Here is a 13892-nt window from a genome sequence, read left to right as displayed (position 1 = left end):
TGCTACTCGTCGAAGGGCATGTAGCGATCCTCCAGCTGGCGGAAGTCCTCTACACGCTGGGCGATCAGCTGCTTGTCGTAAATGTTCAGAGCCATCATCGGCACGAACTCAAAATCGGGCAGTTCTAGGCGCGCCCACTTGGCCTCCTGCGGGAAGGATAGGCCGTGGATGATTTCCCACGGATAGAACTGGCCGTTCACGATGTTGCGAACCTCCACACCCTGGCTATTCACCTTGACGTGCGGCCGCAATAGCGACAGGGCTACGAAGGAAAAGACTAGGCCGATGCCGACAAACCCCCACTGGTCAGCGCGCGAAACCGTCACGCCGGTATCACCCACCGCCACGACGATGGCCATGAATATGTGCACGGCCATGATCAGTACCACCAGGATCCACGCCAGCTTCTTCAAGAAGGGCGAGGATACCTCCAGCTCCCAGTTCTCCTTATCGCTCACGGCAATCCACCCTACTCTGTTCGGGCTGGTAGCCCCTAAACGCCCCGCTCGATCTGGCGCAGCACCAAGGCGGTGTGAATAGCGGCGACGGCTGCGTCGCGTCCCTTGTCTTCTTTGGCATCCACACCACCCGCGCGGTCCAGCGCCTGCTCGTGAGTACCGACGGTCAGCACGCCGTTGCCGACGGGAGTGCCCGAGTCCAGTCCGGCGCGCGTCAGGCCATAGGTAACGGCATCGCAGACCACGCGGAAGTGCTCCGTCTCCCCCTGGATCACGCAGCCGTTCGCCACGACGGCGTCAAACCTCCGACATGCCGCAGCAACGGCGACCGGCAATTCGAGTGCACCGGCGACCCGCCACTGCGTAACCTGCGCGCCCGCTTCCTTGGCCGCGGCGATAGAGTGCTCGTGCAGCTGATCGGTGATATCGGCGTTCCAGGAGGCGCTGATGACGGCAACGGTCATGCCGTACGCCGATCCGGCCTTGAGCTGAACGTCGGGGACTCCGTTGTGTGCCATGGTGGGGGCTGCTCCTTCAAGTGGTCTTCAGTCGTCTGGATTGTTGGGTTCTAGTCCAGCGTATCCAGCTGGTGGCCCATGCGATCGCGTTTCGTACGAAGGTAGACCACATTGTCCTCGTTGGCGTTGAGCTCCACCGGGATGCGCTTGGTCACTTCCACGCCGTGGCTGGCGAGGTCGTGAATCTTGTCGGGGTTGTTAGAGATCAGCGCTACGGACCGGATCTGCAGATCCTTCAGGATCTGCGCGGCGGCGCTGTATTCGCGGGCATCCACCGGAAGTCCCTGCTCCAGGTTCGCATCGACGGTATCCAGGCCTTCGTCCTGCAGGACGTACGCGCGCAACTTCGGAAGCAGGCCGATGCCGCGGCCTTCGTGGCCACGCAGGTAGATCACCACGCCGCGCCCCTTGGCCTCGATGTAGTCCAGAGCAGCGGAGAGCTGGTCGCCACAGTCGCAGCGGCGCGAGCCAAAGACGTCGCCGGTCAAGCACTCGGAGTGCACCCGCACCGGAATCGGCTCCTCTGCCACCGCGCCAACGTCGCCTTTCACCAGCGCCACGTGTTCCGTGCCGTCGATAATATTTACGTAGCCAATGGCGCGGAAGGCCCCGTGCACGGTAGGCAATCGCGTTTCCACGGCACGCTCGAGGGTTTGGGTGTGATGGCGGCGCCAGTGCTGCAGCTGCTCGATGCTGATCAGGGCAAGGTCGTGTTCGTCGGCGAAGCGTCGCAGCTCCGGCAAGCGCGCCATGGTGGTGGGGTCGTCCTCGGAAACGATCTCGCACAGTGCGCAGGCCGGCGCCAAGTTGGCTGCGCGGGCGAGGTCCACAGCGGCCTCGGTGTGCCCCTGGCGCACCAGTACTCCCCCGCGCTTGGCACGCAGAGGAACCACATGTCCGGGGCGGTTGAAGGTGGCGGCGGTAGACGTGGGCTCGGCCAGCAGGCGCACGGTGTGGGCGCGGTCGGTGGCGCTGATGCCCGTGTCCACGCCCTCGGCGGCATCCACCGTCACGGTGTAGGCGGTACCGCGGACGTCCTCGTTGCGGGCCACCATCGGCGGCAGGCCCAGGCGGTCGCAGTCCGCGCTATCCATGCCCACGCACACATAACCGGAACTGTGGCGAACCATGAAGGCCATCAGTTCCGGGGTGGCCAGTTCTGCCGCGAAGATGAGGTCGCCCTCATTTTCTCGATCTTCGTCGTCGACGACCACCACGGCCTTGCCCGCCGCGATGTCGGCGATGGCGCGCTCAACGGAGTCCAGCTGGATGTCTTGCGTATCGCTCGTGCTCATAGGTGCTTCTTGCCTCTCGCTGTTAGTCCTGGTCACCGTGCTGCGCCGCGCTGGGCCGTGTGCTCTGCGTTAGCCGCTCCACGTACTTCGCCAGCACATCACACTCCACGTTTACCTGGGCACCGGGCTGCAGGTCACCCAGCATCGTGTCTGCCAAGGTCGTGGGAATCAGCGATACCTCGAACCAGTTTGTGCTGCCCCGTTCCGCAGACCCCGCCGGTTCCGACACCTCCGCCACAGTCAGCGACGTCCCGTTGATCGCTACCGAACCCTTCTTGGCTACGTAGCGTGCAAGGTCGGGGTCGGCCAGACGGAAGCGGAAGACCTCCCAGTGCTCCGAAGGACGGCGCTCCAACAGTTCGGCAGTACCGTCCACGTGCCCCTGCACAATGTGCCCGCCGAAACGCTGGCCGCTGGCCATTGCACGCTCGACGTTCACCCGATCACCTACGGAGACGTTCCCCAGGGCGCTGTAGTCCAGCGTCACCTGCATCACGTCAGCGGTGAACTCATCAGTCGTCAATTCCGCAACCGTGAGGCACACTCCGTTGATGGCGATGGAATCACCGCGCTTGGCATCTTCCAACACACCTGGTGCCGTAAAACGCATTCGCAGCGAGTCTCCGGCCACCTCGATCGCGGCGACGCGCCCGACCTCCTCGATGATCCCGGTGAACATACGCGCTCCTAACGTCTTGTGTATGTGATTACATACACATTATCCCACTGTGGGTTCTTCCCAACGTCAGGGGGTGCGGCCTGGCGCCGTCATCGTCCACCGCACGTCGTTTCCGAATACCTGCAGTTCACGAGGTACGAAGCGCCGTATGTCCCCCATCGTTCGGCCGAGGATGTTTGTGCCGTCTCGTAGCGACGCCACCCCCGCCCCCAACATCGCCGGGGCTGCGTAGTACTGCACCTCGTCCACGACACCGGCGCGGAGAAAGGCCGCCGCCACCTGGGATCCTCCCTCCACCAGAAGGGTGCGCACATCGTGGTTCCATAGTTCGTCCAGCGCCGTTCGCACATCTCGAGTCTGTACATGAAGCGCATGGCCGGGTGGCAGGAAAACCTTCGCGTCGGTGGGGATCTCACTCGTACCCATGACGACCCGCAGCGGCTGCAGCTCCTCTGCGAAAGGTTCACCGTCCGCGTTGCGGGCTGTTAGGCGGGGGTCGTCGGCGGCGACGGTGCCGGTGCCGACGAGGATCGCGTCGCGGCGCGTCCTATCCTCGTGCACCGCCACGCGAGCCGGTTCGCCGGTGATCCACTGGCTGGTCTTATCTGCCGCTGCCACGCGGCCATCAACCGTGGAGGCGACTTTTAGGCAGACGTGCGGGCGCTGCTGCGCCATGGCTATCAGCCAGGGCTCCACGCTGTACATTTCAGTCCACGGCGCTAGCTCTGCCGTGTTGGCTGCCGTCGGGTGTGGCAGGTAGGGGCCGTGAACCTCCACACCCGCGGCGCGGAGCGTGGCCGCCCCGCCTTCGGCCGCTGGGTTAGGGTCACCGAAGAGGAAATCCACCCGCTGGATGCCGGCATGTATGAGGGCCTCGGCACACGGGCCGGTGCGGCCGGTGTGGTTGCAGGGTTCCAGGGTGACAATCGCCCTGCCGCCCCGTGCCTTTTCCTCGGCCTGCTGCAGGGCGACGACCTCCGCGTGCGCCCCGCCGGGGGCCTGCGTGAACCCGCGGCCCACCACGTGACCGGAGGAATCCTCGATCACCGCGCCCACCGGCGGGTTCGGGCTGGCTAGCTGGGCCGCCTGCCAGCCGAGCGTGTGGGCGTCAGAAAAAAGAGAAAGATCCATAGAGCTACTTGGCGCTGGCGCGGATCTCATCGACCGCCGCGGCGGGATCCGGCTTGCCGAACACGCTGGATCCGGCGACGAAGACGTCCACGCCCGCAGCAGCCGACTCGGCAGCAGTGTCAACACCGATGCCCCCGTCGATCTCGATGAGGGTATCCAGGCCGTCGGCATTGATGCGGCTGCGCAGAGCGCGAACCTTATCCAGCACCTCGGGCATGAACTTTTGGCCGCCAAAGCCAGGCTCCACACTCATGACCAGTACGAGGTCGAACTTAGCCAGGTGGTCCAGCAGCGGCTCCACCGGGGTGTTGGGCTTGATGGAAATTCCGGCCATAGTTCCGTGGCCACGCAGCTTATCGGCCAGGGCGATGGCGGTGTCGACGTCGGCGACGGCCTCTAGGTGGAAGGTGACGGAGTGGAAATCATCCGCGTAATCCTCGGCCCACTTTTCCGGGTTCTCGATCATCAGGTGCACGTCCAGGTGCTTGTCCGTGTGCGGCAGCAGGGACTTAGCGACGGGCAGGCCGAAGGATAGGTTGGGCACAAAATGATTGTCCATCACGTCGATGTGCAGCCAGTCCGCGTTGGGCACGCGAGCTACCTCGCTGGCCAGGGCGGAAAAATCGGCGGCCAGGATGGACGGGGCGATTAAGGGACGGCGGGAATCAGACATGCTTATTGGGCCTTTCTAGTTAGCCGGACGCAGAGCTGCGAAGAACATCGCGTCCGTGCCGTGGATGTGTGGCCAGAGCTGCACGAAGGGTGCCGTGCGAGCCGTGTTGGTTTCGGCCAGCTCGGGCAGGAACTCGGTGACGTCCAGAATCTCCGCACCCGTGCGGGCTGCAACGGAACGAACGACCCCCGACGTTTCTTTAGGGTGCGGCGAACACGTGGAATAGATAACCACCCCGCCAGGGGCAGTGGCCTCCAGACCGGCGACCAGCAGCTCGCGCTGCAAGGTGACCAGCGGGGCAATGTCGTCTGGATCCTTTGTCCATCTCGCCTCCGGACGACGGCGCAAAGCACCCAGGCCAGAGCAAGGAGCATCTATCAGCACGCGGGCAAAACCGCCCTTGGGGGCCTCGAGGCTACGGATGGCCTCCAGTGAACGCCCGTCGCCGACGTGGACATTTACCGGCAGGTCGCGGACGGTCTGCTCTATCAGTGCCGCGCGGTGCTCGGCGATCTCGACCGCATCCACCGTAGCCTGCTCAGACATCGCCACCGAGGCGATAAAGGCGGTTTTGCCGCCCGGACCGGCGCACAGATCCAGCCAGCGGGCGGGCAGCCCATCCGCCACGGGTACGCGGGTGGTGGCCAGGCCAATCAGCTGCGAACCTTCATCCTGCACGCTGGCCATCCCCTCGCGCACCGGGGCGATCTCGCCGGGTGCGCCCTCATCCAGGTACACCGCATAAGGGGAATACTTGCCTTCCGTCCCGCCGGTGATCAGCGCCAGCTCTTCGCCGCTGATCTGCCCAGGGCGAGCGGCCAGGTGAACGATCGGGCGGGTGTCATCGGCCACGAGGGCGCGCTCCAATTCGGCGCGGCCAGGGTCGCTCGCGGCATCTACACCGAGCGCCTCGGCAAACACCTCTGCGATCCACTCGGGGTGCGAGTTGCGCAACGCCATGTCTGCCAGGCCGTCGCCGGGAGCCACGCGCTCGATCCACGTCTGGGGTTTCTTGCGGGTCAGGCCACGCAACACGCCGTTAACGAACCCGGAGGCCTGGCCTGCGCCATGCGCTTTCACCAGTTCCACCGAGGTATTCACCGCGGCGTGGTCCTCCACTCGCGTACGCAGAATTTGGTAGGCTCCCAGACGCAGCGCGTCGAGAGCCACAGAGTCGATCTTCTCGATCTTGCGCCCGGCAGCGTCCTCGATGATCGCATCTAGTAGGCCACGCGCGCGCAGCGTTCCGTAGGTCAGCTCGGTCGCAAACGCCGCGTCCCGCCCCTTGATTCCGGCCTCCCGCAGCGCCTTGGGCAGCACCAGGTTGCCGAAGGCTTCGTCTGCCGTGACGGCGCGCAATACGCTGAACACCACGTCGCGCACCTTGTCGCCGGAGCCCCGGGCCCTGCTCTTTCGCTGCTTGTGCTCGGGTCGGCGCTGCTGGTAGCCCTTAGCCCGGTTGCTAGCCCGGTTGCTCTTCCCCTCACCACCGCGTGCCGATTCGGATCGCGCCCTAAAGCCTGCCATCGTCTACTCCCCTGCTTCCGCAGCGCTTTCGCGTGCACCGAAGGTCGGGCGGCCAGCGAGCAGTTCCTGCTGCCCGCGTGCCCATGCCGCGGCCTCCATCATTTTCTTGCCCGGCGGCTGAATGCGGGTGATCTCCAGCGGACGTGTGCCGGTGCCGACGAACACCTTTTTTGACGCCGCCGCCACGTCGCCCGCCCCAAGCTCAGCCGCCTCGGATGCCTCCGTGGGCATAAGCATGCCGATCTTGAAACGCTGGCCGTCCAACAAGGTCCACGCACCAGGAGCCGGGGTGTGCGCCCGGGCAACGCGCTGGATAACCTCCGCGGGCTGGGACCAGTCGATCTGCGCGTCGGCGGAGTGAATCTTCGGCGCATGGGTGGCCTCCGCGTCGTCCTGCGGGATCAGTTCCACGGCGCCGTCGTCCATCGCGATGAGGGTATCGGCCAGCAGTTCGCGTCCGGAGTACGTCAGGCTTGTCAGCAGATCGTCCGCAGTATCTTCGATTGCGATGGTCTGGGTCAGCTGGGCGGCCACCGGACCGGTATCCAGACCCTGCTCGATCCGGAAGATCGAGGCGCCGGTGGTCTCGTCGCCCGCAGCCAATGCGGCCTGTACCGGGGCGGCACCGCGCCAGCGCGGCAGCAGCGAGTAGTGCAGGTTTACCCAGCCGTGTTCAAAGACATCGAGGATATCCGTGGGGATCAGGTTGCCGTAGGCGACGACTGCTGCGGCGGATACGCCGCGCTCGGCCAGGTTCCCCAGTACTGCGCGAGCCTCGTCGCCGGACTCCGTTCCGGCCTTCAGGCTGGGCCACTTGTAGGTAGGAATGGCTGCCTTTGTGGCGACCTCCGCAACCTTCGACGGATGCAGGCTGCGGCCGCGCCCCCGTTTGGCGTCTGGCTGAGTAACCACCGCGACCACCTCGATGCGCTTATCGGCAATCAGGTGCTCGAGGGCTACAGCGGCGGGTTCTGGGGTTCCGGCAAAGACAATCTTCACTGTTTAAACCACTCCGATTCGCGGATCTGCTTCATGGCCTCACGGCGCTGGTCGGCTGACAGGTGCTGGATGAACAGCACGCCGTCCAGGTGGTCGGTTTCGTGCTGCACGCAGCGAGCCATCAGATCTGTGACCTCGCGGTCTACCTGCTTGCCATCCACGGTGGTGCCACGCAGACGCACGCGCTGGGCGCGGGTAACGTCTCCGCCGACCTCGGGAATGGAAAGGCAGCCCTCGCCGCCGGTCTGGGTCTCTTCGCCCACGGCTTCCCAGGTCGGGTTGATCACGTGGCCACGGTCGCCGTCGCAGTCGTAGACGAAGATGCGGCGAGTTATACCGATCTGGTTGGCGGCTAGTCCCACACCCCCGTAGTGGTCCATGGTTTCCAGCATGTCCTCAATCAGGCGCCGGGTGCCGGCATCCTGGATCTGTTCGTCCTTGACGGGGTCCGCCACGGTCTTCAAAACCGGGTCCCCAAAGTAGCGCATATTAAGCACGGTCATGGTTATTAACCCTAACCGATACGCACGGGATCCATGACAACCCGCAAGGCCTCCGGCTGCGAGGCGCGCCCGACCCGGTGGATGGTGCGCACCGACTGCGCGCTGCGCAACGCCTGGCCCAACGCGGCCTGCTGGGCGGCCGGGACGCGCACCAGTAGGCGCCGAGCGGACTTCCTAGCCTGCGGGTCGTGGCTGTCTATGCCCGCGGGCAGTCGCACACCGGGTGGCAGCTCCACAGGGCCCAGTGTTTCAGCGTCTGCGGGCAGCTCCCAGCCAGCCTCAAGAGCATTAATCGCTGTCGTGGTGCCGTCGATGGCCGCCACGGCATAGGCCGGTGGGAAGGCAGCTTCGGCGCGGTGGGACAATTCCGCACGGGCAGCCCCTACGGGATCCCAACGGATCAGCTGTTGCGCTGCGGGCAGGCTGGCCGCGCCGGCGAAAACCACCTTGCCGCCCTCTGTTCGCGGAGCAACAAGGGCCGCGGCCTCCATCCAGTGTCGCAGTGCTGTTTCGGTTGCACGCAGGTCCTGCCTGCCCAGCAGAATCCACGGATCTACCAGGATCGCCGCACCATACAGGCCACCTACCACCGTGGGCTCTGCACCGGGTGTTGCCACGACGATGCTCTTACGCAACCGCACACTATCTACGACGTTCTTGCCACCGCTGGCGATAATAGGCACCCCGGGGAAAGCGCGGCCGAGTTCCTCCACTGTCCGGTCGTGGCCGATGACGGACAGGCGCACTGAGTGGTTGCCACAGGCGGAGCATGTAAACAGGCCGGCTGTCTGCCCACACCACCGACAGCGCGGAGGCGCGGCCTGGGCACTCGTTGGCAACTCCAACGGCCCATTACAGTGGCGACAGCGGGCGGGAGTTCGACACTTCGCACATGCCAAGGCCGGGGCGTAACCCCGCCTGGGCACCTGCACCAGCGCGGGCACGCCGTTGTCCACGCACTCGCGCAAGGCAGCGAAGCCCATGGATGGAATGCGTGCGCCCGGGGCGTGTAGCTCTCGCTCCGTCGCCCCGTCGGTCTCCCCCAAGCCCCGGATCCACGGCATCGCCGCGCGGAGTTCCTCTCTGCCGGGCAACAGCGGGTACACAAACCCGCTATCCACCCACTGCTGCACCTCCGCGGATCGGTGTACCCCGGCGATCAGCAGCCCCGCGCCAGTGTGTTCCGCGTGCAGCCCCAGCGCCTCGCGGGCGTGAATGTACGGCGCACGGGGATCCACCAGGTTGTCGTCCGACTCGCCCACGAGCACCATCAGTCGGGGCTTGACCATGGGCAGTAGTGCCGCCGACCGCGTGCCCACTACCACGCGCGCCTGACCCGCCAACACCGACAGGTAGCGACGATAGCGCGCGTTGGGTCCCACCTGTGCTGTCAGCTCCATCACCTGCGCGGGGTTCATGTACTCCCGCAACCCCGCGACCAGGCGATCCACCAGGCGTTGGTTGGGTGCCACCACCAGCACACTACCGTCCGTGTTCCAGGCGACGGCCGCTGCGACGGCTGCGATGAGGGTGGGGATGTCGCTGCCTGGGGGCGTCAATAAACAAGCACGCGCGGCTTTGCCCGCCACGAGCGCGGAGAGGTACGCCGCTCCGTGTGCGTAGGGCGCCAGCGCAGCCTCGGCGGCGGAGTATGAATCGGTGGCTGCCTGCTCAACGGATTGCAGTGTGGCGCCGAGATCCTCCCATACCGCACCGTCGGCGAACAGTCCCGCTTTCTCGGCCGAGGCGTGCCGAGAGGGCACTGCTGATCGCAGGATGTCCGACCGTACTCCTGCGTAGCGGTCGGCCAGGGTATTTACCAGTTGCCACAGTGGCTGCGGCAGCACTTCGATGGGGCTAATGACGCGCTCTAATGGGCGCAGCTCGCCGGGATGATCGCTGCGCCGCCGCCGCTCGATGACGAACGCATCCACCAGACGGCCGGAGAAACGAACGCGGACGCGCACCCCCGGGCGGGCATGCGCGTCCAAGTCTGCGGGCACCGCATAGTCGAACAGCCGGTCCAGGTGCGGCACGCCGAGCATCGGCAGTACGCGGGCGACGGGCTGATCCACGGTGCTTCTTCTGCTACTTTGCTTGGTGTTCCCTTGCCACGCTACTCGGCAGCGTTGACGGCCTTCTTTAGGGCCTCCACCCGGTCGGTGCGCTCCCACGGCAGGTCCAGGTCGGTGCGGCCGAAGTGGCCATATGCGCTGGTCTGGGCGTAGATCGGACGCTTTAGATCCAGCTCCTGCAGAATCGCTGCCGGGCGCAGGTCGAAGACCTCGCGGACAGCGGCCTGGATGTCCTCCACCGGGGCAGTCTCGGTGCCAAAAGTCTCCACGTACAGTCCCACCGGGGTCGCGCGGCCGATGGCGTAGGCGACCTGCACTTCGGCGCGGTCGGCCAGCCCCGCAGCCACGATGTTCTTAGCTACCCAGCGCATCGCGTAGGCTGCGGAACGATCCACCTTGCTCGGATCCTTGCCGGAGAATGCGCCGCCGCCGTGGCGCGCCATGCCGCCGTAGGTATCCACGATGATCTTGCGGCCGGTCAGCCCAGCATCGCCCATCGGTCCGCCCAGTACGAAGGAACCGGAGGGGTTCACCAGCAGGGTGTAGTCGGTATCGGCGAGGTTGCCGGTCAACCCGGCCTCGTCCAGTACGTACTGAACCACGTGAGTGCGGATCTGCTCGTGCAGCCACTCCTGCTCGATACCATCGTCGTGCTGGGTGGAGACCACGACGGTATCCAGGCGCACCGGGGTGCCTTCCGCGTCGTAGGCGAAGGTCACCTGGGTCTTGCCGTCCGGGCGCAGGTGCGGCACGATGCCCTTCTTGCGTACCTCGGTCAGGCGGCGGGATAGGCGGTGCGCCAGGGCGATCGGCAGCGGCATGAACTCTGGCGTCTCGTTGGTGGCGTAGCCGAACATCAGCCCCTGATCGCCCGCCCCGAGGCGGTCGATCTCGTCCAGTTCGGTTCCGCCCTCCGCGTCGTGCGAGCGGTGCTCCAGAGCGGTATCCACGCCCTGGGCGATCTCCTGGGACTGCTCGCCGATGGCCACGCTCACGCCGCAGGTGGAGCCGTCGAAGCCCATGTCGGAACTGTTAAAGCCAATTTCCAGCAGAGTCTTGCGCACCAGTGCGGGGATCTCTACATAGGTGGTAGTACGGATTTCCCCGACGACGTGCACCAGGCCGGTGGTCACGACGGTCTCGACAGCCACGCGCGCTTCGGGGTCTTTGGCAATCAGTGCGTCGAGGATCTTGTCGGAGATCGCGTCGCAGATCTTGTCGGGGTGCCCTTCGGTGACGGACTCGCTACTAAACAGGCGCAAAGACACGTGGATTTTTCCTTTTGTAGGTTCGATTTGCTCTGGACTTTTCAGTCGATGGACACATACTAGACTAAGCTGTCTGTATTTGTCACGTAGCTGCTTAGCTAGTCTCGCACACAGCCTTCCAAATGGCGGCAGCGACCCGAGTCTTTGGCCCCTCAGCCACCTCGGTAACCGTACCGTCCGGGCGCAGGATCCAGCCGGAGCTATTCGGTTGGCCAAACACCTTTCCCTCACCGACGGCATTACACATCAGCAGGTCGCACCCCTTCTTCTTGAGCTTTTTGCGTGCGAAGTCCAACGGCGTGCTGTTCTCGTCGCCCGTTTCTGCTGCGAAGCCGACGATCTTTGTTGTGGACGCCATGTCTCCCCTCCTGCGCGCCTCAACCACACCCGCGAGAATGTCCGGGTTCTCGGTCAGCTTAATCGTAGACAGGTCAGCCTCCGAGCCCTTCTTCATCTTCGATTCTGCGACTTCTGCCGGGCGATAGTCAGCCACGGCCGCGGCCATGACAACAACGTCTGCACTGGTGGCGTGCTCCATGACGGCGCGCTGCATCTGACGGGCCGTCTTCACACGCACCACCTGCGCGCCGATGGGAGTAGGCAGGCTATCGGTCACACCGGCGACGAGGGTGACCTGGGCGCCGCGCTGCGCCGCGACTTCCGCCAAGGCAAATCCCTGGCGGCCGGAGGAGGCATTACCCAGATAACGCACGGGGTCTAGCGGCTCGTGAGTGCCGCCGGCGCTGATGACTACGCGCTTGCCTTCGAGGTCGCGAGTGAATGCCTCGCGATCGCCCACCACTGTCAGTGCCAACTCGCCGATCTGCTCGGGCTCCGGCAGGCGCCCAGCGCCCGTGTCCTTGCCCGTCAAACGACCGTGGGCAGGATCCAAAACCGTCACACCGTGGCGGCGCAACGTTGCCACATTATCCACCGTGGCGGGATTGGTCCACATCTCAGTGTGCATCGCCGGAGCCAGGACCACGGGGCAGGTAGCCACCAGGCAGCTGGCGGTCAGCAGATCATCTGCACGGCCGTGGGCGATGCGAGCCATCAGGTCCGCGGTGGCGGGAGCAACGACAATCAGGTCAGCCTCCTGGCCGAGGCGGACGTGCTGAACCTCATCTACAGCGTCAAACACGTCGGTGGCGACGGGCTGGCCGGATAGCGCCTCGAAGGTTGCCGCGCCAACGAAGTTCAGGGCCGCAGGCGTGGGGATCACCCGCACTTGGTGGCCCCTTTCGGTGAAGTACCGAACCAGGTGGGCGGCCTTATACGCAGCAATGCCGCCCCCTACGCCGATGACGACGCGGAGCGGCTTGGTGTTTACTTCAGCTGATGCAACGTTCACAACGAATCAGCCTAGCTGGTTTAACCCTCGGTGTGTTCCAACAGATCCCGGTTAATCTCGCGCAGGGCGATGGACAGGGGCTTTTCGTGGACATCCGGGGTAACCAACGGTCCGACGAATTCGAAGACACCCTCGTCGACCGTCTGAAAGTAGTCGTTGATCTGACGTGCGCGCTTAGCGGCGAAGATGACCAAGGCGTACTTGGAGGAGACCTTCGTCAGCAGCTCGTCGATCGGCGGATTGGTGATGCCTACAGGAGGATCGAACACGCTGTCGTTCGCATTCACGTCCTGGTTTTCCACGGTATGCACCTTCTTTGGTGGGTTGTTTGTTTATTTTTTAGTTCTGTAGCGCGGGGCTCTATGCGTGCCGCTGCGACCACTAGCGAAGAATGTCGCTGATGGCGGCCACTGCCTGATCTACGTCGTCGTTAACCACCACGTGGTCAAACTCGGACTGCGCAGCCATTTCGACCTTCGCGGTCTGGAGGCGACGCTCGATAACGTCCTGAGTTTCCGTACCTCGCCCGGTGAGGCGATCTACGAGTTCCTCCCAGGATGGAGGGGCGAGGAAGACCGTCTGCACCTCCGGCAGCATCTTCTTCACGTTGCGAGCACCTTCGAGGTCTACCTCGACAAGCACGGGACGGGAATCGGCCAGCGCTCCCTCGATCGGTTCGCGCGGGGTGCCGGAAAGCTGTAGACCGCCGTGGATCTCCGCCCACTCAAGCATCTTCCCTGCCGCGATGTTCTCCTCGAACTGGTCGCGGGTGACGTAGATGTAGTCTTCGCCGTCGACCTCACCCGGACGCGGGTCACGGGTGGTCATGGACACACTGAAGAACAGATCCGGAACATCGCTGCGCAGCCGACGCACGACGGTGGACTTCCCAACCGCCGAGGGGCCCGCGAGTACGACAATCCGTCCGCTATTCAGGTCCTGGCTCAAAACTATTCCTCGAAACCGAAGTGCTCCAGCAGGGCACGGCGCTGGCGGTCACCCAGGCCACGAATGCGGCGGGTCTCGGCGATCTCCAGCTGCTCCATAATCTCCTTAGCCTTGACCTTACCGACCTTTGGCAGGGAAACCAGCAGAGCGGAAACCTTCATCTTGCCCAGGGTTTCGTCGGTCTCGGCGTCCTTCAGAACCTGCTTCAGGTCAGTGCCGCCACGCTTCAGCTTCTCGCGCAGCTCTGCGCGTGCCTTGCGTGCCTCGGCTGCCTTCTTCAGCGCCTCAGCGCGCTGCTCATCGGTCAACTGGGGAAGTGCCACGGGTGCCTCCGTTAAATTTTTCTCGTCTTTGGATCGAAAGTTTTCTGGTCAATAACCAACATGCTGTAGAGACCAAACGGTATTCCAAGCAACGCTGGATATTAAATCGTCTCGGATAAATATGCCAAGCTGACACACCGAGAT

General features: G+C 64.4%; 14 protein-coding genes and 1 pseudogene. All 15 read right to left on the bottom strand.

From position 1 onward, the window contains the following. Nucleotides 1–2: 2 nt before the first annotated feature. On the bottom strand, nt 3–458 hold the full coding sequence (locus ACKFRT_RS02995; protein ID WP_408925696.1) for a PH domain-containing protein: 456 nt from the start codon (nt 456–458) through the stop codon (nt 3–5). 35 nt (nt 459–493) lie between these two features. Beyond that, on the bottom strand, nt 494–976 hold the full coding sequence (gene ribH / locus ACKFRT_RS02990) for a 6,7-dimethyl-8-ribityllumazine synthase (RefSeq protein WP_408925695.1): 483 nt from the start codon (nt 974–976) through the stop codon (nt 494–496). Nucleotides 977–1026: 50 nt separating this feature from the next. Next, nucleotides 1027–2271, bottom strand: a complete 1245-nt coding sequence (locus ACKFRT_RS02985; protein WP_408925694.1) for a bifunctional 3,4-dihydroxy-2-butanone-4-phosphate synthase/GTP cyclohydrolase II — start codon at nt 2269–2271, stop codon at nt 1027–1029. Between the two features lie 22 nt (nt 2272–2293). Then, the gene (locus ACKFRT_RS02980) at nt 2294–2950 is read right to left on the bottom strand and encodes a riboflavin synthase (protein WP_408925693.1); all 657 of its coding nucleotides are present in this window, start codon (nt 2948–2950) and stop codon (nt 2294–2296) included. 66 nt (nt 2951–3016) lie between these two features. After that, a complete protein-coding gene (ribD, locus tag ACKFRT_RS02975) occupies nt 3017–4081 on the bottom strand; it encodes a bifunctional diaminohydroxyphosphoribosylaminopyrimidine deaminase/5-amino-6-(5-phosphoribosylamino)uracil reductase RibD (RefSeq protein ID WP_408925692.1) in 1065 nt (354 codons plus the stop codon). A 4-nt stretch (nt 4082–4085) separates the two neighbouring features. Next, nucleotides 4086–4754: a ribulose-phosphate 3-epimerase gene (gene rpe, locus ACKFRT_RS02970; RefSeq protein ID WP_296215019.1), complete on the bottom strand. Its 669-nt coding sequence runs from the start codon at nt 4752–4754 to the stop codon at nt 4086–4088. A 15-nt stretch (nt 4755–4769) separates the two neighbouring features. Next, nucleotides 4770–6281: an RsmB/NOP family class I SAM-dependent RNA methyltransferase gene (locus ACKFRT_RS02965; RefSeq protein ID WP_408925691.1), complete on the bottom strand. Its 1512-nt coding sequence runs from the start codon at nt 6279–6281 to the stop codon at nt 4770–4772. Nucleotides 6282–6284: 3 nt separating this feature from the next. Next, nucleotides 6285–7280 carry a methionyl-tRNA formyltransferase gene (fmt, locus tag ACKFRT_RS02960; RefSeq protein ID WP_408925690.1) on the bottom strand — a complete coding sequence of 332 codons (996 nt, stop codon included), beginning with the start codon at nt 7278–7280 and terminating at the stop codon, nt 6285–6287. Continuing rightward, entirely contained in the window at nt 7277–7783 is a 507-nt protein-coding gene (gene def / locus ACKFRT_RS02955; protein ID WP_408925689.1) for a peptide deformylase, read from the bottom strand. The genes fmt and def overlap by 4 nt, the downstream gene beginning before the upstream one ends. A gap of 11 nt (nt 7784–7794) precedes the next feature. After that, nucleotides 7795–9882 (bottom strand): annotated as a pseudogene (locus ACKFRT_RS02950) (primosomal protein N'); the annotation flags it as partial. Between the two features lie 17 nt (nt 9883–9899). After that, a complete protein-coding gene (gene metK / locus ACKFRT_RS02945) occupies nt 9900–11126 on the bottom strand; it encodes a methionine adenosyltransferase (protein WP_408925688.1) in 1227 nt (408 codons plus the stop codon). Nucleotides 11127–11220: 94 nt separating this feature from the next. After that, on the bottom strand, nt 11221–12477 hold the full coding sequence (coaBC, locus tag ACKFRT_RS02940) for a bifunctional phosphopantothenoylcysteine decarboxylase/phosphopantothenate--cysteine ligase CoaBC (RefSeq protein WP_408925687.1): 1257 nt from the start codon (nt 12475–12477) through the stop codon (nt 11221–11223). Between the two features lie 20 nt (nt 12478–12497). Continuing rightward, on the bottom strand, nt 12498–12779 hold the full coding sequence (rpoZ, locus tag ACKFRT_RS02935) for a DNA-directed RNA polymerase subunit omega (protein ID WP_034988049.1): 282 nt from the start codon (nt 12777–12779) through the stop codon (nt 12498–12500). Between the two features lie 79 nt (nt 12780–12858). After that, entirely contained in the window at nt 12859–13425 is a 567-nt protein-coding gene (gene gmk, locus ACKFRT_RS02930) for a guanylate kinase (RefSeq protein ID WP_296215032.1), read from the bottom strand. Nucleotides 13426–13427: 2 nt separating this feature from the next. Further along, the gene (gene mihF, locus ACKFRT_RS02925; RefSeq protein ID WP_296215034.1) at nt 13428–13748 is read right to left on the bottom strand and encodes an integration host factor, actinobacterial type; all 321 of its coding nucleotides are present in this window, start codon (nt 13746–13748) and stop codon (nt 13428–13430) included. Between the last annotated feature and the right edge of the window lie 144 nt (nt 13749–13892).

The organism is Corynebacterium jamesii (assembly GCF_046097395.1).
In the GTDB taxonomy this organism is placed as follows: Bacteria; Actinomycetota; Actinomycetes; order Mycobacteriales; family Mycobacteriaceae; genus Corynebacterium.
This window is presented reverse-complemented; position numbering and strand designations above follow the sequence as displayed.

What these genes read in the sequence shown, in the direction of transcription:
- ribH (WP_408925695.1), bottom strand. Translation starts at nt 976, where the DNA reads ATGGCACACAACGGAGTCCCCGACGTTCAGCTCAAGGCCGGATCGGCG.
- ACKFRT_RS02985 (WP_408925694.1), bottom strand. Translation starts at nt 2,271, where the DNA reads ATGAGCACGAGCGATACGCAAGACATCCAGCTGGACTCCGTTGAGCGC.
- ACKFRT_RS02980 (WP_408925693.1), bottom strand. Translation starts at nt 2,950, where the DNA reads ATGTTCACCGGGATCATCGAGGAGGTCGGGCGCGTCGCCGCGATCGAG.
- ribD (WP_408925692.1), bottom strand. Translation starts at nt 4,081, where the DNA reads ATGGATCTTTCTCTTTTTTCTGACGCCCACACGCTCGGCTGGCAGGCG.
- rpe (WP_296215019.1), bottom strand. Translation starts at nt 4,754, where the DNA reads ATGTCTGATTCCCGCCGTCCCTTAATCGCCCCGTCCATCCTGGCCGCC.
- ACKFRT_RS02965 (WP_408925691.1), bottom strand. Translation starts at nt 6,281, where the DNA reads ATGGCAGGCTTTAGGGCGCGATCCGAATCGGCACGCGGTGGTGAGGGG.
- def (WP_408925689.1), bottom strand. Translation starts at nt 7,783, where the DNA reads ATGACCGTGCTTAATATGCGCTACTTTGGGGACCCGGTTTTGAAGACC.